This is a genomic window from Pseudomonas danubii, assembly GCF_042980055.1.
In the GTDB taxonomy this organism is placed as follows: domain Bacteria; phylum Pseudomonadota; class Gammaproteobacteria; order Pseudomonadales; family Pseudomonadaceae; genus Aquipseudomonas; species Aquipseudomonas danubii.
This window is the reverse complement of record NZ_CP116502.1, coordinates 5,473,233-5,492,134: the sequence shown is the minus strand read 5'-3', so window position 1 is coordinate 5,492,134 and position 18,902 is coordinate 5,473,233. Positions and strand designations below refer to the sequence as shown.

At 54.7% G+C, this 18,902-nt stretch carries 10 protein-coding genes and 1 pseudogene; 6 read left to right on the top strand and 5 right to left on the bottom strand.

Annotation, left to right across the window (positions count from 1 at the left end; all coding sequences use genetic code 11):
- Positions 1-405: 405 nt before the first annotated feature.
- The 6 genes and pseudogenes from PFZ56_RS24655 to zorD all read left to right on the top strand — a co-directional run.
- Positions 406-1,155: pseudogene (locus PFZ56_RS24655) on the top strand (LTA synthase family protein); the annotation flags it as partial.
- Between the two features lie 277 nt (positions 1,156-1,432).
- A complete protein-coding gene (locus PFZ56_RS24650; protein ID WP_170004770.1) occupies positions 1,433-2,104 on the top strand; it encodes an EcsC family protein in 672 nt (223 codons plus the stop codon).
- Positions 2,105-2,535: 431 nt separating this feature from the next.
- Entirely contained in the window at positions 2,536-4,728 is a 2,193-nt protein-coding gene (zorA1, locus tag PFZ56_RS24645; protein ID WP_170004768.1) for a type I Zorya anti-phage system protein ZorA1, read from the top strand.
- Between the two features lie 13 nt (positions 4,729-4,741).
- Positions 4,742-5,485 carry a type I Zorya anti-phage system protein ZorB1 gene (gene zorB1, locus PFZ56_RS24640; RefSeq protein ID WP_170004766.1) on the top strand — a complete coding sequence of 248 codons (744 nt, stop codon included), beginning with the start codon at positions 4,742-4,744 and terminating at the stop codon, positions 5,483-5,485.
- A complete protein-coding gene (gene zorC / locus PFZ56_RS24635) occupies positions 5,482-7,110 on the top strand; it encodes a type I Zorya anti-phage system protein ZorC (RefSeq protein ID WP_170004764.1) in 1,629 nt (542 codons plus the stop codon). Before zorB1 ends, zorC begins: the two co-directional genes overlap by 4 nt.
- Positions 7,110-10,358: a type I Zorya anti-phage system protein ZorD gene (gene zorD, locus PFZ56_RS24630; protein ID WP_170004762.1), complete on the top strand. Its 3,249-nt coding sequence runs from the start codon at positions 7,110-7,112 to the stop codon at positions 10,356-10,358. The genes zorC and zorD overlap by 1 nt, the downstream gene beginning before the upstream one ends.
- 185 nt (positions 10,359-10,543) lie before the next feature.
- Here zorD and PFZ56_RS24625 read toward each other — a convergent pair whose 3' ends face one another.
- From PFZ56_RS24625 to PFZ56_RS24605, 5 genes are all read right to left on the bottom strand, one after another.
- Positions 10,544-11,455 carry a restriction endonuclease gene (locus PFZ56_RS24625; RefSeq protein WP_170004760.1) on the bottom strand — a complete coding sequence of 304 codons (912 nt, stop codon included), beginning with the start codon at positions 11,453-11,455 and terminating at the stop codon, positions 10,544-10,546.
- Positions 11,456-11,464: 9 nt separating this feature from the next.
- Positions 11,465-14,662: a type I restriction endonuclease subunit R gene (locus PFZ56_RS24620; protein ID WP_170004758.1), complete on the bottom strand. Its 3,198-nt coding sequence runs from the start codon at positions 14,660-14,662 to the stop codon at positions 11,465-11,467.
- Positions 14,662-16,029: a restriction endonuclease subunit S gene (locus PFZ56_RS24615; protein ID WP_170004756.1), complete on the bottom strand. Its 1,368-nt coding sequence runs from the start codon at positions 16,027-16,029 to the stop codon at positions 14,662-14,664. Before PFZ56_RS24615 ends, PFZ56_RS24620 begins: the two co-directional genes overlap by 1 nt.
- Complete coding sequence (locus PFZ56_RS24610) at positions 16,026-18,002, bottom strand: class I SAM-dependent DNA methyltransferase (protein ID WP_170004754.1); 1,977 nt, start codon at positions 18,000-18,002, stop codon at positions 16,026-16,028. Before PFZ56_RS24610 ends, PFZ56_RS24615 begins: the two co-directional genes overlap by 4 nt.
- Positions 18,003-18,317: 315 nt before the next feature.
- Positions 18,318-18,599 carry a fructose-bisphosphate aldolase gene (locus PFZ56_RS24605; protein ID WP_170004752.1) on the bottom strand — a complete coding sequence of 94 codons (282 nt, stop codon included), beginning with the start codon at positions 18,597-18,599 and terminating at the stop codon, positions 18,318-18,320.
- Positions 18,600-18,902: the final 303 nt, after the last annotated feature.

Sequence of the window (18,902 nt, the reverse complement as noted above, 5' to 3'; positions counted from 1 at the left end):
GCTGGAAAGCCAACACCTGAGCACCAAGCGAGCAACGTCGGCGTCAGGCAGTCACGATGGGCAGGTATCCATCTTCAAATCAGGTTGGCGCTTACCGGGTAAACCGTTGCGGTGAAGGAGATACCGGTTCAGGGCAAGAGCGAGCTCGTCGCGGCTCCAAACAGGGTTGGATTGATTGCGGGTAGGTGCAGGGGGCATGCGGGAGCTATCCGTAGGTTTCCCGATTCGCTGTACGACACAGCGCAAGAGGCCGTAAGGATATTCTTTTCCCAACAGGTTTGGGAGTTCAGCAGTGAGTAGGAAAGGGAGGCGAGCAGGGGAGGGACGGGATGCTCTCACTACGCGGCCACGGGTGTGGCAGATCATTGAGAGTGCTTTAGCAATATCGAGTACCACAAGCTCTAGCTGATCGGCGGCAACGCCGGCTGGGCCAATATCAACGGCCTGATCTGCCGAAGCATCGACAACGTCCGCCTGTACGACGAAAGCCACTGGCAATCGCCCCTGGTGGACGTCTGGGGCATCTCCGACCTCGACCTGCCCCTGGAACAAGCCCAGGCCGGTTCCCGCAGCCTGGAGCAATACAACGCCGTACGCCTGCTGGACTTCAACATCGGCCGCCTGCTGGAGATCGCCAAAGCGGGGGGCTACTACGACAACACGATTTTCGTGTTCTTCGGCGACCACAACACCCGCATCAGCCAGATCCCCCACATGGCCCCCGCGTTTGAATAGCTTGGGCTGGAAAGCAACAACGTACCGCTGCTGATCCATGCACCGGGGATGTTGCAGCCCAGAGTGATCGAAGAAGCCGTCGGCCTCGCCGACCTGCTGCCCACCGTGGCCGGCATGGCCGGGATGCCCTTCACCAATGGCGCCATGGGGCGGGACATTCAGCAGCCCGCGCCGGAGGGGGAGCGGGTGGTGCCGCTGGTATTAAGGGAAGGGACGTTTCCGGTGATTGGCGGCGTGACCAAGGACTTTTTGTTGCAGATGCAACACGACGGCAGTGGCGCGACCTTGCATGATTTAGCGTCGAGCACCCCGCGAGAGGATGTGGCACAGGAGCATCCGCAGGAGTTTGAACGGTTGCTGGAGTTGACGCGGGGGATGCATGAGGGGGCGCGGTTGATGCTTTATCGGAATGTTCGCTGACACCGCACAGTCATCGGTTGACGCCAGCACGTGTAGGAGCTGGCTTGCCAGCGAAGGCAGCCGAAATACCACTACGGCCTAGAGGCCAAACCCCGCCGGCATGCCTGAAAAGCTAGGGTCCCCGCTGAATCACAATTGTTTTCGCCTGCTCGCACGTCCACCTGTTGAGGCGTTTGTATTTGACTAAAGGCGCACTAGTCAGAATGATGGCTCTCAGCCATTATTCGTGGTCGGGATTAGCCAACACAACAATCATCAACAAGGACGCCGGTTCGCAATGAGCAAGGAATTAACGGAAAGCAAGCTCCAGCAAGCACTGGAATGGGCCTACGAAAAGGCAATGGACGGTATCCCAGGCACAGGTACAGCGAAAGAATTCGCAGATGAATACCTGAGCAACAACGACAACGCGTTAGACGCAACCAACTCCCTTATCCGCTGGCAGAACACCAAAGCCGCGACCTCCGGTTTCCTGACAGGCCTAGGTGGTGTTATCACCTTGCCGGTGACCATCCCGGCCAACATCGCCAGCGTCATGTACGTGCAGTTACGCATGATCACCGCCATTGCCTATATCGGTGGCCACGACCCTCGTGATGATCGGGTCAAAACGCTGGTCTACACCTGCCTGGCCGGTAACGCCGCCAAAGACATCCTCAAGGATGTAGGCATCTCCTTTGCCAATAAACTGGCCATCAGCTCCATTCAGAAAATCAGTGGAGCTACCCTCACTAAAATCAACCAGGCCGTGGGCTTTCGCTTGTTGACCAAATTTGGCAGCACCGGCGTGGTCAACCTGGGCAAAGCCGTTCCTCTGCTGGGTGGACTAGTAGGTGCGACGTTTGACTCTGTGACTACAAACACGGTGGGCAATGTGGCTCGTGACGTGTTTGTGGGGGATGGCAGTAAAGCCAAGGCGGAGGTTGAGGTAGGAGTGACTAACGAGTAACCGATATCAGAGTTAGGCCTGAGTAGGTGGCCAGTTGTTTTTAATCTCGCAGCGAAAAACAACTGGTTCGCCACGCGCTCCAGTGGTCGCAGCTTTCCTTCTTCTGTACTTACTCAGCAGTCACTTCGGTTCTTTTTCGCCAGGACAATGACTAACCTTCAAGCGACGTTCCATTGATCGTCCTCTGCTTTACGGCGTTTATGGCTCAGGATAAGGTGCTGGCATAAGGATATGAGTTCTGGCGTTGAGCCAAGGATGGTTTCCCTACTAGTGGTGCGAGTTTTTCGCTCTCCTACATCGACATGATTTTTCTACAAAAAGCTGCCAAGCAAAGTGCTGTCATCGATTGCCAATAGGTATGGCGATGGATGTTCCAGCTAATTTAGCTGGGCATCCCGAACGTCAAATACTGGTAATTGAAGGCTAGAATCATGGATTTTTCGACGCTGGTGCAGTTGTGGAGTGCCGCGAGCTCAGAGCAACTCATCGCACCACGAATGGTAGTTAGCCTGGTTGTCATTTTGTGTGTTTGGTACTTGATTCGCTATTTCTATCGTTCGTTCCGGTTGAGTGCACGGCTAAAGAGACTGACAGCGAGCTTGCTGATAGCTAAGACTCTACCTGCTCCTCAACGCCGCTCTGAACTTGAGAGTCTGTTCAAAGATACTAACCTCGACCACTCATGGCAGGAATATGCTGAAACGCTTCACGACCAGTTCGAGCTTATAGAGGGGGAGCAGGTTCTTGTCCGTTCGCGTGCGACTGCTGGTGCCGCACATTTCTTCTCGCCTCAGAGTGTTATCGATACTCCGTTGGGTACAGAGTTTTATAAGCACCTACCTGGCATCTTGACTGGCATAGGCATTGTCGGAACTTTTTTCGGTTTGATGTTGGGCTTACAGCACTTCGACCCCAGTACTCCAGAGTTGGTAAACAGTAGCGTTGATAAGCTTCTAAAAGACGTGCTGTTTGCGTTTATCGGTTCTTTCATTTCGATCATGGCGTCTATTGCTGTGACGATTACTGAGAAATGGCGCCTGAGTCGTTGCTATAAGCACCTTGAAACCTTCAACGAAACAATCGATTGTCTCTTCGATAGCGGTGTTGGCGAGGAGTATCTGGCGGAACTTGTGCGCTCGAGTGCTGAAAATTCCGTGCAAACCCGTCAGCTCAAGGACAGCCTGGTAACCGATCTGCGGGAAATGCTGCAGAACCTCGTAGATACCCAAGTCCGCGAAAGCCTCAAATTAGCGGATACCTTGTCAACGACTTACCGTGACTCTGGGCAGTTGTTGGCCGATCAGGTAAGCCGTGCGATTGAAAGCAGTCTCAAATCCCCCCTTGAAGCTATCGCGGGTGCGGTTCAAGCCGCCAGTGGCGACCAGTCAGGGCAAGTACAGAACCTTCTTCAGGATGTTCTAGTTGCCTTCATGAACAAGCTCGAAGGTACGTTCGGCCAGCAGTTCAACGGTCTACACGAACTGATGGGGCAGTCCGTTGCTGCCATGCAGTCGATGCAACAAGGCTTTTCGACGCTGATTCAAGATATGCGCTCGGCTAGCGAGTCCTCGGCCCAAAACAGCTCGACCATGATCGCCCAGTTACTTTCCGATATGCAGGCCGGACAGAACGCCATGCAAGCGGGGATGAACGAGATGCTTGCCAATCTCCAGGATTCGGTTGCCCGTATCGGCAACGAAGGGGAGGGGGCAGGTGTTCGAATGGCCGAGCAGTTGGAGAAGTTGTTTGCTCAAAGCGAGGCGCGCCAACAGGCAATGGCTGAGAATCTCCAGGCTTTTGTTGAGACGATTAAGCAGAACATCGGCCAAGGTCAACAGGAAACCATGGCGAAAATTGCGGGCTCTGTTGAGGTGCTGAGTGAGCAACTCTCGGCAGTCTTTAAGCAACTGGAGCACGGCCAGCAGCAGATGGATCAAACCACCCGCGCTGCACAGGCTGACCTACATCAAGGCACCCGCGACCTGGTAGGCGGCCTTGACGAGCAGGTCAAGGCGTTGCTGCAAACAGTTTCTGAGCAACAGAAGTCTGCACAGGACACTGTTAAGGCATTGAGCGCCCAAACCGAGCAGCATTTGCAGAGCATGCAGTTAGGCGCAGACAAGATGAGGGCTGCTGCAGAGCGGTTTGAAACGGCCGGACAAAGCGTTGCGCGGGCCAGTGAATCCACTGCGGGTCTGATGGGAACAATCCAGGGTGCAGGTACTGAGCTTGCGCAGGCATCACGTGAGCTGAACACCGTGGTCGCAGATTATCGAAACAATCGTGAAGCGCTGGCGAAAACTCTCACAGTCATCGAAGGGGTTGTCGCTGGTGCACAAGGGGAGGCCAGTGGTCGTAGCCAGTATCTCCAGGACCTGAAGGTCCAAAGCGAACGGATGCAGGCGCTTAACCGTGAAGTGTATGAATACTTGGAAAACATCAGTGGTGTGCTGGGTAACGGCTTCAAAGAGTTCGGTGATGGCATGGAAGGCGCGTTGAAACAAACTTTGGGCAGCTTGGATAACGAGCTTCATAAAGCGGTGACTAGCCTCGCGGGCGGAGTAGACGGGGTCAAGGACAGTCTCGAGGAGTTTGGTGAAATCATGGAAAAAATCAGGCAATAACGGAGGCTAGTTGATGTTTGGTAAGCAAATGCCTTCGGTTGCCCGTTCAAAAGACGAGGGAGAGAAGCCTTTCTGGATCTCCTTCGCTGATTTGATGACCGCGATGATGATTCTATTTCTTGTGGTCATGGTGGCAGCGTTGAGTTCTGTGACACAGCGCATTAACCAAGCGGAGCAAGGAGAGAAGCAGCGTAATAGGGATATCAGTCAGATCTGCGAGCACCTGAGCCTTAAGGCGAAGACTGCCAGCAAGACCATCGTGGTGGATTGCAAAGACAACCGGATTAGCTTCGGCGATGCTGGCCGTTTTGGGCACAACCAGTACGCGCTGAGTAACGATGGTCAGTCGGCGCTTCAAGAGGTTGTGCCGATGATTCTGGAGGCGGCCAACAGTGAGGTAGGCCGTAAATGGTTCAAGCAGGTTGTGATTGAGGGATCGACAGACACCGATGGCTCCTACCTTTATAACCTGCACCTTTCACTGCAACGTTCAGAGTGGGTGATGTGCAGTTTGCTCGATAGCCGCAGCCCACTCCAAGTTGGATTGTCGCCAGAACACCAACAGCAAATCAGATCTATGTTCTTAGCGGGCGGTGTGTCTTTCAACAATGCAAAGGACACCAAGGAAGAAAGCCGGCGAGTGGAGTTGCGCATGCAGTTCTTTGGTTTGAAGGAAAAGGAATACAACCTCAAGCCAGAGGTCCCGGTTTTCAACAACACTGATATGGAAAAATGTCAGTTGGCAATGAATCGATGACCAGCCCAATCGCGAGGCTTTCCGCTGCTATTAACCTGAGTCTTTCCACGCATCGAACGGGGCAGGTGCCTGAACCGTTGGCGCGATTCCCCCGTCTGGGGGCTGCGGGGATTGATCTTTACGAGCGATTCGAACGCGCTGAAAAGGCCTTGCCGCCACCTCAGGAAAAGCGCCGTGCTGCGATAAGCAAGTTCCGCAATGTACTCCCACTCAACGCCTCTGAATGGCGCTTGGTTTTCGCAGGCCTCTCGGACAAGAGTGAGCGAGTCGGTCCGATACTGGACGATGATCATCTTTATGCCCGAGTGCATGAAGAAATTCATCACCGTATCGAAAAGCGAAAGTTGAGTCGTCGAGACTGGTTGGCGCTGTGCTTTAGCTACTTTGGGTACGAGGCCGCCAATCCTGATCAGAACGCCAATTGGTGTGTGTTGCGGACCGACGTTCAGCTTGGTTTCGATTGCGTCAGAGGTCAGCAAAAACGCGAGAAGGAATGGGTACATATCGTCCAGCATCATCAGGAGCTTTTTTCCGAGCAGGCAGGCGCCAGGCTGGGCGACCAGATGTTCAATGGTGAAATTAGCGACCTTTCAGCGTTGCAGACGATTGCGCAGATCCCTGACAGCAGTTGGCTGTGGCGAAGGATCTTTAACGTACTGATTTCTCGTATTTTCATGTTGGATGACACCGAGTTTTCTCAGCGCTTAGCCGACCTTGTCGACATCGGCCGGCAGCATCCGCGCTACATGAACGAAATTCTGAGTGCGTGTCTGTCGCGCTATCACGTAGCTGCTTATCGAGAAAAGCCGTCGTCGCTGCTCAAACAGGTTGCACTCGAGAGTTGGGGCAGCCCTCAGATCCGCTCCAGGCAAAACAGCTGGCTGCAGTATGTTGAAAAAGATGTCTGTGCAATGGTCGTTGCGTGGTTCGCGAAGGAAGATCTGGAGCACTTCTTCAACCTGTTGAAGGGAGACTCCGAGGTTGATCAATCGCGTCTGTATTACTGGCTAAGATTTGCCAACCAAATGAGCTATACCCGAATTGTCATGGGCGCGGATGCGTGGAATGACCGCGGGCGGGACTTCGTTCATTTCCGTGAAAAAAATAAAGGGCGCTTGAGCAAGCTGGTAGGCGGTCCTGGGTATAACAATGCTGTGGTGATGCAGATTGGGAACTACTTTTTCGTGGAGTTCTCTGGAACAGGTAATGCCTGCTATGTGTACAAAGCAGATGATTCGCCGTTTAACCCAGACAAATCCCAGCTTGAGCTTACTGCCGAGCTGAAGCAGGCAAATCGAGCGTTGGACCGAATGCGGCACTCACCTGCACCTAGTCGCCCGAACCGTATAGAGGGTTGGCTGAGCAAGTTCGATGACTCTCTAGGGAAATTGGGCATTCGTGTGCAGAGTCAGGCCGGCTCGCCCGGATCATCTAAGCCTATGGCTTTTGAAGAGCAAGTCCGTGACGCCCTAAAGTCGGTCAAACACAAAGTCTATGACCAGCGCGCGCGCGGTGGCGCATTTCAGGTCCAGCTTGATAGCAATGATCAGGCTGCTATTGCAGCGCTCCAACGCCTGGGCTTCAAGCCCGTCAATCACCAACCACTCAGGTTTTGGAGGCAGTAATGCTCAAGCGTTTGCTGAAAGGCATCGGCCGGCAGCCAAGTTCGGCGATAAAAAATACTGAGCCTGTTTTTTCCATTGAGGAGCAGGGCATTTGTTACCCCCTGAGCTTGGCGGAGAACGGGGAGTCCTGGCCTCTGGCAAGCTATCTCGATCAGTTAGAAGAGGAGGAGTTTGTCTCCCAGCTCAGTGATCGCTGGCTGATGACATGGGATGAGCTTTATCGGCTTCTTGATGAGCCAGAGCACTTAACAAGTCTGCCGCTATTGGGGTTGCCATCAAAGACAGCTCTCATTCCTCAACTGAGCAGCCAGGGCAGCCTTGCCTCCGATGATTTCAAAGTAACCGTTAGTGGATGGCGCGACCCGCAATCCAACGCAAATATGCAGGTGCAGCGTACGGGCGCTATAGTCTGGCACCACGGAAAAATGGAGATTTTGTCTGAGGCGTGCTGGAAACTGACCTGTGCCTTACGGCAACTTTACATGGCTCAACAAAATGAGCCGGGTGAAATAACCAACCAGATCGGCTGGGCCAGCATCAGGAAGTTGGCACGCAAGGCTGGTGCTGGTATGGATGGCTTTCTGGATAAGACCGTCGTTATCAAACCTGAAAGCCTGCGACTCAATCCTCGAAAATCGACAGTAGGTAATACGCCGATTATAGAGCTGCAACCAACCTTCGAAGGTCAGCCGGCAAACTGGGTTGAGAGTTTTGACGGTGCCAATCAGGTTCAGGATCGATACCGGGTGACCGGTGATGATGGATCTTTGACCCACGTCTTGATTGAGCCTGAAGTCAAATCTGTATTGGACTATGTGCGCTCGTTGCCCGGGCGTCGGGTCGCTGGGGACGATGCACTTTCCTTCCTGCGCAACCCTTACAGCGCACTCGGTGAAAGCGCCGCGCAAGTATTGGATGCTGAGACCTATGAAGATGAACTAGCGGAGGCTGGGATTTTCTTTCACCGCTTTCATCTGGAGCCCAAACTGGATGAAATGGGACAGTACATTGAGCAGGTAAACCTGACACTCGAACCAATCTCACCAACTCCGCAAGCCCCTATCGAAGTTGAATTCAAAGCGGCCTATGACCTCGCGCCCTTCGTGCATGAGTTGCAGCTGAAATTAGCCGCTGGCATGCCAGCTGGTTTCTGGCAGGGTTATGAGCTGGAACTCAGCGATTTTGATTTGCGACAGATGGCAGGTATCAGTGACCTGCTTAAGCGTTGGCAAAACGAAGCGGCCGGTATTGAGTTCGACTCAGTCCTGGACCTGTCTCTATACGGCGACCGTGTGACTGGCATCGGGGAGGCGGAAAAAATAACTTCGCCTTTCCTCGTCAAAGAGGCGACCGAAAACTGGTTGCCGAAGGATGTGGCGGCGTTGGGCATCGATGCAGAAACTCTTGGCCGTTGGGATCCATCCGACCGTTCTCAATTTGAAGCTTTTGGGCAGCGTTTGGACGAAGCTCGTGCTGCCGGTGATGAAACGGTCTTCTTACCAGAGTCCAAAACACCACTCTCGATTGCCGCCGCCGAGCAACTGTTTGATGTCTGGTCCAGGAAGATCGCCCCTGTTGAGACCAGCCTGCTCCAGCAACAGGAAAAGGTTGGCCGCGCCATACTACAAATCGGCCATAACATCGAAGAGCCGACCTACGTTCAAATTCGTCAGGCAGCCCTACGCGCTGCTTTGGACGCAACGCCAGAGTTGCCCGGTTTGCTCAAGCCTGAGGTCGTCTTGCGTGAGCACCAGCTTCAAGGTGTTGCGTGGTTGCAGCATTTATTCCGTTTGTCACCCTCGGACGTATCAGGTTGCTTACTCGCTGATGACATGGGACTTGGAAAAACGATCCAGTTGCTCACCTTCCTGGTCTGGTATCTGGAACAGTACCCAGATGACCGACCAACCCTGATCGTTGCCCCTGTTTCGTTGCTCGATAACTGGGAACAAGAGCTTCACCGATTCTTCTTCGCTGATGCGCTGCCAGTGCTGAAGTTGTATGGCTCAGCCTTGAGTGCGGTGAAGTTCAAGAAAGAAGAAATCCCAGCTGACTTGAAAGCCAAGGGCATCAGGAATCTGTTGCGTCCGGGTTGGATGGGTGACTCCCGAATCGTTCTGACGACTTACGAGACGCTTCGCGATCAGGAGTTTTCCCTGGCGCGCCAGCAGTGGTCGATAGTCGTGTGTGATGAAGCACAGAAGCTGAAGAACCCCGCAGCACTGGTGACTCAGGCGATTAAAGCCATTCCTGCGAGATTTCGAGTGGCGTGCACTGGTACGCCTGTCGAAAATACCCTGATAGACCTCTGGTGCTTATTCGACTTCATCCAGCCAGGCTTTCTGGGCGGCTTGAACCAGTTCGGTCGTGAGTATCAACGCCCAATCGAAGCCGTGTTCGAGCGCGATACAGCTGCCCTAGAGCGCCTTCGAGGGCTTATTGATCCACAGACTCTGCGCCGTACCAAGCAAGACATTGCCAAGGATCTGCCTGCCAAAATCGAAGATACGGCCTGCCGTTCACTGAGCATGCATACCTTGCAGCGAAACCTGTACCTGTCCGAAGTATCTGCGTACAGCCAGAAGCAACAGATCGAAGAGAAGCTCGATCAAAAGACCTCCGGCATGCTTGGGTTGCTGCACAAACTCAAGCTCATTTGCGCCCACCCGTATAGCGTCCAACCTGACAAGCGACTGCGCGACAATTCGCCAAAACTGCAATGGTTGTTGCAGACGCTTGAGTCGATAAAAAAAGCTGGGAACGGCGACAAGGTCATCGTCTTTACCGAGTTGCGTGATATCCAGCGGGAATTGCAGCATTCGATTCAAGAGCATTTCGGGTTTCGGGCGACTGTCATCAACGGCGATACCAGTACCAGCAGTCAGAGCGCCAATAGTCGACAGAAGTTGATCGACCAATTTCAAGAATTGCCTGGCTTTGCAGTAATCATCCTGTCCACTATCGCAGTCGGGTTTGGAGTGAATGTGCAGGCGGCCAACCACGTTATTCACTTTACTCGGTGTTGGAATCCAGCCAAGGAAGATCAAGCTACGGATCGGGCTTATCGGATTGGGCAGGAGAAAGATGTGTATGTGTACTACCCGACGGTTCGGGATGCGGTGATGCCGACGTTTGAGGCAACGTTGGATGAGTTGTTAAGTAAACGACGAGCGTTGGCGCGGGATATGTTGAGTGGGGCCTCGGACATCCAGGCTTCGGATTTTGAGGCGGTGCTGAAAGCACGGTGAGAGCCGATTTGCTAGGAATTAATGCTCGGCAATGTGTCAGTTATGGGCTCGAGCCACTTAAGCCTACCTAGGGCTCAATCTGACTAAGTATCATACAAAGCTATCAGGGCTTGGCTGTACTTCTGAAGTAAGCCGCCCCCTGAATACTTACGCCAGTCGAGCTAAGCCAGCTGGACGCTTACAACTTACTCCTCAGCAAAATAATCACTGTCGAGCTGCTTCACCTCGTACACCTGCTTCACGCTCACCCCGAGGTTGTGCTCGACCATTAACCGAGCAAGTTCGACGCCATCGATCAACACCACTTTGATATCCAAGCCCAGCGCCGCGTCCCTTGCGCCCATGGAGAAATCCGAGGTGGTGATAAACACACCTTTGCGCGCCCGCTGGCGGGTCAGGGCGCCGATGAATTTGTCGATCTCCGGGCGATGTACCGTGTTGCTCCAACGCTTGGCTTGTAGGTAGATCACGTCGAGGCCGAGTTTGTCTTCCTTGATGATGCCGTCGATGCCATCGTCATTCGTGAGTTGGGTGGCTTTGCCGGCTTCTTTACGTGAGCCTCCGTAACCCATGGCTAGCATCAGGTCGACCACCACTTGCTCGAAGAAGCTCGGTGTTGCGGCTCGTACTTGAGCAAGCAGTTCATCGGCCAGTGATTGCACCAGTGCCTGATGAGCCTCGGCCAGTTGTTCGTCGGGAGTGGTTTCCGATGGGGCGATATCCAGCGCAGCGGGGATGTCCGCCGTTTGTGGCTTGGCGGTATGGAAGTCAGCGAACTCGGGGAATTGTTTCAGCCAGCTCACGGTGATGCGCGCGGGCCCATTGGCCAAGGCGTCGAGGCCACGTGGGGTGATTTGCACCATGCCTTTGGCGGGAATGGTCAGCAGCCCTGCTTTGTTGAGATACGTTCGGGCCCAGCCTACGCGGTTATTGATTACCGTCTGATTCCCAGAGGGCAGGTATTCTTTGCGCTCCTCCTCGGTCAGTTGGAACTGATCGGCAATGCGCTCGCGCAGTTCTCTGAGTAGCAACGGTGCACCGTTCTGCACCGTAGTGAGCACCGGCCGCATGACGCTTTGAAAGTCCGGAATTGCCATGGTCACTCCTTAACCCAGTTGATCGCTCTCAGCGAGGCCTGCCGCTGCCTTGAGCATTTTCAAAATCACCAGCGCAAAGGCTCGGCTCTTGGTTTCGTTGTCCAGCACTGACAACGACAATTTCTCGTTGTCAGTGATGGCGTCGAGTACGGTGTCCACCACGCGTTTTGGCAGCAGGCCGTGCATAACCTGGTCCACCGAGTGGCTGTTGACTTGAGCCATCAAGTCATCCTGGCGCAACAGGCGTTGGGTGATGCCCGTAGCAAAATGCAGTTGGTCATCATCTTGCGTTTCGGCACCAAAGATATCGTTCAGCGCGTCGATGATTTCTGACAGGCGCTTTTTCTCTGGGTCATGGGGCTTGCCGCTGCCCACATCACTGCCGGGCTTAAGGGTGTATTCGCCTTTTTCTTCGCTCAGGCGCAACTGGTGCTCAGCACGCTTGCTTAGGCGGTAGTGGCTCAATTGCAGCTCGCCCACATCGACGTCGTCTTGTTGCAGACGATCCGAACGCAGCAGCGTGTGCAGGTGCTTGGCGTACACGCAGAGCTGCTCCAGTTCGCGATCCTCATAAGGGATGATCTGCGAGAGGAACTCATATAGGCGCACAAAGCTCTGTAGGTTTTTGCGGAACAGGTCGAGCTGATCGATCTGTTCGCCGGCTTCTTTCAATGCATGCTCGGCTTTTTTCAAGCCAGCGCTGTCGCCATTGGCTTCGGCGGTGCGTTTGTAATCAAGTGCCTGCTGGTGCGACTCCAGCGAAAAGGCGTAGCGCTTGGCAAAGCGCTCCCTGGCGGGTGTGCAGTAATAGCTGAGCTTGCTGGCGGCCGCTTTGGGGTCGAAGAAGGCCATGGCGAATGCCTCGACCTCCTGCCAGTGATAGATCCCCTCGGCATCCAGTTTCTTCTGCAGGTCGTAGATGATCTGCGGGTCGGTGACATCGGTCAGCTCGGCCTTGGTGTAGTAAGGCAAGAAGGCATCGAGAATGTCCTGAGGCTCGTTGAAGAAGTCGAGGATGAAGGTTTCTTTGCTGTCACCAAAAGTGCGGTTCAGCCGCGACAGGGTCTGCACGCAGTCCACGCCTTGCAGCTTCTTGTCCACGTACATGGCGCACAGCTTGGGCTGATCGAAACCCGTCTGGTACTTGTTGGCGGCAATCATCACGTTGAAGTCTTGGGTGTCGAAGGCCACTGCCAGGTCACGGCCATGCAGGCCGGGGTTAAGCAGGTTGCTGTTTTCCGTCACCTCTTCGGGGATCACCTCATCCGCGAGCACACTGCCAGAGAACGCCACCAACGGGTGCACATCCTTGTAGCCCATTTGATGTACGTAGGCCCGCACCGCCAACTGGTAGCGCACCGCTTCCTGGCGGCTACTGGTCACCACCATGGCCTTGGCCTGGCCATTGAGTAGCTTGCGGATATTGGCGCGGAAGTGCTCGACGATCACTTCCACCTTTTGGCTGATGTTGTACGGGTGCAAACGCACCCAGCGCGCCAGCTTGATGCGCGCTTTTTTGCTGTCCACCTCGTCGTCATCGCCCTCCGGGTGGGCGATCTTCCAGGCGGTGCTGTAGGTGGTGTAGTTGCGCAGCACGTCGAGGATGAAGCCTTCCTCAATGGCCTGACGCATGGAATACAGATGAAACGCCTCCGGCTTGTTGTTGGCACTGCGCGGTAACGTCGGATCAGGCTCACGACCAAATAGCTCAAGCGTTTTGGGCTTGGGCGTAGCGGTGAAGGCGTAGTAGCTGATGCGCTCGTTGGGTTGGCGCGCCTGCACGGCTGCGTCCAGCAGTTCTTCGGCGCTGATTTCCTCACCATCCAGTGCATCGCTGCCAAGAATCTGTTTCAGCTTGCTGGCCGACGAACCGGTCTGCGAGGAGTGCGCCTCATCGGCAATCACCGCATAGCGCCCGCTGGCAAGCTTGGGGTACTTGTCCAGGGCATCGAACAGGGCAGGGAAGGTCTGGATAGTGACGATGATGATGCGCGTTTGCTCAGCCAGCGCCTCGGCCAGTTGTTCGGATTTGCTCTGATTGCCGAGGTCTCGGCTGATGGGTTTGACCACGCCCTGGGCGTGTTCGAATTGGTAGATGGTGTTTTGCAGTTGGCTGTCCAGCACCGTGCGGTCGGTGACCACGATCACCGAATTGAACAACCGCTGGCCGGCATCATCGTACAGCGAGGCCAGTTGATGGGCCGTCCAGGCAATGGAGTTGGACTTGCCCGAACCGGCGCTGTGCTGGATCAAGTAACGCTTGCCTGGCCCTTCGGTGCGGGTGGTGTTGACCAGCTTGTTGACCACTTCCCATTGGTGGTAACGCGGGAAGATCATCGTTTCCTTGGTGACCAGCGTGCCGTCGAAGCCTTCGCTGGTTTTTTTGTCCAGGTGCAGAAAGCGCCCCAGCACCTTGAGCCAAGCATCGGGCTGCAACAGACGTTGCCAGAGGTAGCTGGTGGCGTATTGGCTGTCGTCGGCGGGCATTGGGTTGCCGGCGCCGCCTTCCTCAGTGCCGAGGTTAAAGGGCAGGAAGAAGGTGTCCTTGCCCGCTAACTGGGTGGTCATCGCAACTTCGTTCTGGCCCACGGCAAAGTGCACCAGCGCGCCACGCTTGAAGGTCAGCAGCGGTTCGGGCTTGCGTGTTAGCGGGTCTTTTACCGGGCGGTCGTAACGGTACTGACGCTTGGCGTTTTCCACCGACTGCTTGAACTCGCTTTTCAGCTCCAGCGTAGCGGTGGGGATGCCGTTAACGAACAGCACCAAGTCCAGCCGAGGGTTGTAACTCTGCCCACTGCCACCCGCTTCGCGGGCGTGTGGCGAGTAAGACACCTCTGGCACCACCCGCAGGCGGTTGTGCTGGTAGCGCTTGAGGGTGTCGGGGTTCATGCCGTGGTCGGGCTGGAAGCTGCACAACTCCACCTTCACCGCTGGCAACTTGAAGCCATGACGCAACACATCCAAGGTGCCGCTCTGCTCCAGCTCGCGCACCAGTTTCTGGATCAGTACGTCCTCAGGGGCATTGGGGTTGGCCTTGGCGAACTTGTCCCAACGCTCCGGCCAGGCGTCCTTGAAGTAGCCCAGCACATCTTCGGTGTACAGCGCAGTGCGACGGTCGTAACCACTGGCCGTGCCGACTAGCCAGCCTTGGGCGGATAGGGCCGCGATAATGTCCTGCTGAAACTGAGCTTCCTTGCTGTCCGCCATTACACGGCCTCTTGTGCTAATTCAGGGGATGTTGCACTGGCTGGGGGCTGCCAGCCGCGTACGTCGATTTTGCCGGTGACGGCGGCGGAGATTAGAGCGGAGCGGCGCTCGCGAAGTAGTCCGACCGCATACTCACAGTCGGATATTCCTTGATCAAATCTAGATGAGGCTGCTTTGATTTCTAGCAATAATTCTTCCTGCCCTTCGGGAGGAGGAACAACAATAACCAAATTCGCAATTATCTCGGAGTTCAGCCCTGACAGGATTGCCCCCCGTTTCACAAGGCTCAGTTGAGTAGAAATATAACCAGCTTCATGCAGGAGAAGTTCGAGATAGTCCGGATTTATTATTTGACTCTGAACTCTGACGCGAATGGTGTCCGAATCAATAATTCCTGCTTGCGGCAGTAGTGAAATCCTTCGGCAGTTGCCTAAACTTCCCTTTCTGGTCAGGACGATATCCCCAACTTCAAGGTGGTAGTTCGAGAGCGCGACATACCGAGACTCTGGAACCCACCTATTTCCAGAAGAGAAATCCCCTGAGATAGTGTTTTCCTGACCGTAAACCTTGTATCCCGTATCAGAATCATCAAGATCGACCAACATTCCACCAAACGGCCCCATCTGGATGCCTGCGGCATCCAATACGAGCTGTTTGAGTCGCTTGATTGCCCAATGCGCCGGCACCTCGCCCAGCCACTCCACGCCGGAGTCTTTCATCGGAACCGTGGGCTCGAGGCCTTTTGTGACTGCGTGGGAGATGACAGCCTGGCGCTTTTCCTTGAGCAGTTCGATCAGGCGCTGCTGCTCTTCGATTAGTGCGTCGATGCGGGCAGTTTCGTGGTCGAGGAAACTGGCGATTTGGGTTTGCTCTTGAAATGGCGGCAACAGAACTGACATGCGTGAGTGCTGCTGTGGTTCCAAATCCCACTGATTTACCCGAATGCCCTTTGAATTAGCCAAGTAACCAGCGATGTATTCGTTGCACCGGAAAAGATGATGGAGATATTGTGGGGCTTCTGAATGGTTTGGTGCATAAACATGGTAGGCCGGGCTAACAATGCCTTTGTAAATAGATATCCCAACAGATCCCTGCCAGGCTTTCATTTTATTTATTGCTAAGTCGCCAGCCTGGACAAGTTGGTACGCACCCAAATCGTCCGAAGGTTTATTGAAATTGTCATCGCGGGATGCTTTAGGAATGACGCCATAGTCGCGATAAACAGAAAGCAATTGCTCATTGGGGAAGCCAGTTAGTTTGTGCCTTCGAAATAATGCCCAGAGAGGCTTAATGCTCCAGCCTTTAGGGATGGCTCCCAACCAATCAACTCCAGAATCCTTGTATTCCGGATACGCTGAAAAACTCATGCCGAAAGTCCCTCAATCATCTGTTTGATCCGGTCGGTGCAAGCTTTTAGATCGCGGTCGATCTCTTCCAGCGGGCGTGGTGGCTGGAACACATAGAAGTGCCGATTAAACGGAATCTCGAAGCCGACGAATCCGACTTCTCCGTCCAGTGCATCGGTTTTGCTTTCGTCGATCCAGGCATCCGGTACATGAGGAATAACTTCCCGCTGGAAGTAGTCATACACTGACTCACCCAGCGGTACGTTTTCATTGTCACGCAGTCCTGCGTCCGCCTCCGGCTGGCCTTTGCTGGTGCAGATATCCGCTTCGGGGTCACGTTCGCTCAAGGCATTGAGCAACGCTTTTAGCTCTGGCGTGCTGAGGCTGATGCCGTGCGCGGTGAGGGCTTTTTTCAGTAGCTTGCTGAACTGCTCGCGGTTGCGGTGCAGTTGACTGGCATCCATCGCTTGCAGGGCTGTAATCAGTTGCTGCTGCGCGGCGCTGTCGAGTTTCTGGATGGCTTTTTCTTCCAGCACTTTGGCGACGCGCTCGGCGCTGGTCTGGAAGTTCAGACGCAGCGGACGTTCGACGGTAATGCGTCGATAGCCGAAGGCCTCGATGGGGAAAATCTTGCTCTGCGCGGTTTGCTCAAAGTTGCCATACAGGCGCACCAGTTCGTTGATTTGCTCCTCGGTGATGTACTGACGTTTGCTGCCTAGTGACTTGCGCATTTTGGCGTAGTGCTGGCTGCCATCAATCAACTGCACCTTGCCCAGGCGCGCAGCAGTCTTGTGGTTGCTGAGTATCCACACATAGGTGGCGATGCCGGTGTTGTAGAACATGTCCGTCGGCAGCGCGACGATGGCTTCGACCAGATCGTTTTGCAGCAGGTAGCGGCGAATCTCCGATTCACCCGAGCCCGCGCCGCCGGTAAACAGCGGCGAGCCGTTGAGGATGATGCCGATGCGCGAGCCACCGTCGCGCGGGTCACGCATCTTGCTGACCAGGTGCAGGAGGAACAGCAGCGAACCGTCGGACACGCGCGGCAGGCCGGGGCCGAAGCGGCCGTCGAAGCCCTTGTGGCTGTGCTCATCGGTGATCTGCTTCTGCACCTTCTTCCATTCCACGCCAAACGGCGGGTTGCTGAGCATAAAGTCGAAGCGCTTGTCGGCCAGTTGGTCGTTGGACAGGGTGTTGCCGAGCTTGATGCTGGCCACGTCCTGGCCCTTGATCAGCATGTCTGCTTTGCAGATGGCGTAGGACTCGGGGTTCAGCTCTTGGCCGTGCAGAGAGACGCTGACCTTTTCGCTGATGGACTGAATGTATTCATCACCCTCAGACAGAAAGCCGCCCGTACCTGCGGTTGGGTCATAGATGGTGACGATGCTATTGGGGGCCAGCTTGTGGTCCTGATTGGTGATCACCAGCGAGGTGGTGAGATGCACGATATCCCGTGGGGTGAAGTGTTCACCTGCGGTTTCGTTGGAGCTTTCAGCAAACTTACGGATCAGCTCTTCGAAGATGATGCCCATGCCAAAGTTGCTGATGCGCTCGGGGCTCAGGTCGGTGGCAGCAAAACGTTGCACCACCTGGTAAAGCAGGTTGGCGCTGGCCAGTTGCTGAACGAAGTCCTCGAAGTGGAAATGTTCGAAGATCTCGCGGGCGTCTTTGCTGAAGGCTTGTACGTAGCTCATCAGGTCAGCGGCGGTCTGGGTATCCGACAGGGTTTCCAGGGTCAGTGGCGAAGCATTGAAAAATTGTTGACCCGCTGTTCGCAGCAGAATTATCTCGCGTACGGTATCTGGACGGCCTTCCTGAGCGAAGGTCTGTTTGATTACTTCGGCCTTAGTCGGTGCCAGCACGCACTCCATCCGCCGCAGCAGGGTAAATGGCAGGATGATGCGGCCGTACTGGGATTGCTTGAAATCACCACGCAGCAGGTCGGCAATCGACCAGAGAAAGGCGGCCGTCTGGGAATGATTTTCAGTGTTCACGCGGGAGTTCCTTGGAGTGCAGGCAAAGCGGCAAGTCTAACCTGTCGGACAGCCTATCTGTAGCGGTCCATGTAGAAATGGCGGTTATGGGTTGGGACAGGAGCTAGTGCTCCGGTGTGGGTTCTATTCCCATTGATCAAAGATCAGGCCGCATACGAACATGCCGCTAGCAACGATATGCCTGATGAAAAGTGCTGAAAGTTTGGATATGGACCCAAGTAAGGAAGGGAACTATGTCCTTCAATACTGGCGTTTTTTTACAAACGCTTGAGGCATTAAAAAGCCGGCTCGTAGCCGGCTTCCTTGGCGCCTAAATCACTTGCTAAATGCCCTTGTTTGAATCGCAGCCAACACATCCCGCACATCCTGAAGTAATAACCGGGCTGTATTGGTCACAGTACCAATGTCCTTATCGCTCGCGTCTCTCAACGTGGCGCAGGCCATCAGATTCAGATAATCAAGCGCAGTCACCAGCCGCTCACTCGCACACGCATGCAGATCCACCAATGGCGCCTGACTGTCGATAAACAACACTGGGCCATCGCTAGCAATTGGAGTGAGCGGGATAAAACGTTCGGACGGGTCAATATTGCTCATGGTGTCGTTCCTTCCAAGAATGAAAAGTCGCCACCTGTTGCTGCGAATCAACCGGGGTGTAGTTTGTTCCTTTCGACGGAGCTTTGAAGTGCTGCTGACCAGAATCGAGGGTCTGAAAAACTATAGGAGTGCCAGGAATTAGGGGCAACAGGTGTGCTGTAGGAACGGTCTCCATACCGGGTAGGGACAGGCTGAGTTTCCTGAAGATTTCATATCCGCTGCATTAGAGGCGAGCCGCATCAGCAATACCCTCTGTCTCCCAGCGATTTTGCTATCCTGCGCCCCTTTTCCCCATCGCAAGGA

What these genes read in the sequence shown, in the direction of transcription:
- PFZ56_RS24650 (WP_170004770.1), top strand. Translation starts at nt 1,433, where the DNA reads ATGAGCAAGGAATTAACGGAAAGCAAGCTCCAGCAAGCACTGGAATGG.
- zorA1 (WP_170004768.1), top strand. Translation starts at nt 2,536, where the DNA reads ATGGATTTTTCGACGCTGGTGCAGTTGTGGAGTGCCGCGAGCTCAGAG.
- zorB1 (WP_170004766.1), top strand. Translation starts at nt 4,742, where the DNA reads ATGTTTGGTAAGCAAATGCCTTCGGTTGCCCGTTCAAAAGACGAGGGA.
- zorC (WP_170004764.1), top strand. Translation starts at nt 5,482, where the DNA reads ATGACCAGCCCAATCGCGAGGCTTTCCGCTGCTATTAACCTGAGTCTT.
- zorD (WP_170004762.1), top strand. Translation starts at nt 7,110, where the DNA reads ATGCTCAAGCGTTTGCTGAAAGGCATCGGCCGGCAGCCAAGTTCGGCG.
- PFZ56_RS24625 (WP_170004760.1), bottom strand. Translation starts at nt 11,455, where the DNA reads ATGGCAATTCCGGACTTTCAAAGCGTCATGCGGCCGGTGCTCACTACG.
- PFZ56_RS24620 (WP_170004758.1), bottom strand. Translation starts at nt 14,662, where the DNA reads ATGGCGGACAGCAAGGAAGCTCAGTTTCAGCAGGACATTATCGCGGCC.
- PFZ56_RS24615 (WP_170004756.1), bottom strand. Translation starts at nt 16,029, where the DNA reads ATGAGTTTTTCAGCGTATCCGGAATACAAGGATTCTGGAGTTGATTGG.
- PFZ56_RS24605 (WP_170004752.1), bottom strand. Translation starts at nt 18,599, where the DNA reads ATGAGCAATATTGACCCGTCCGAACGTTTTATCCCGCTCACTCCAATT.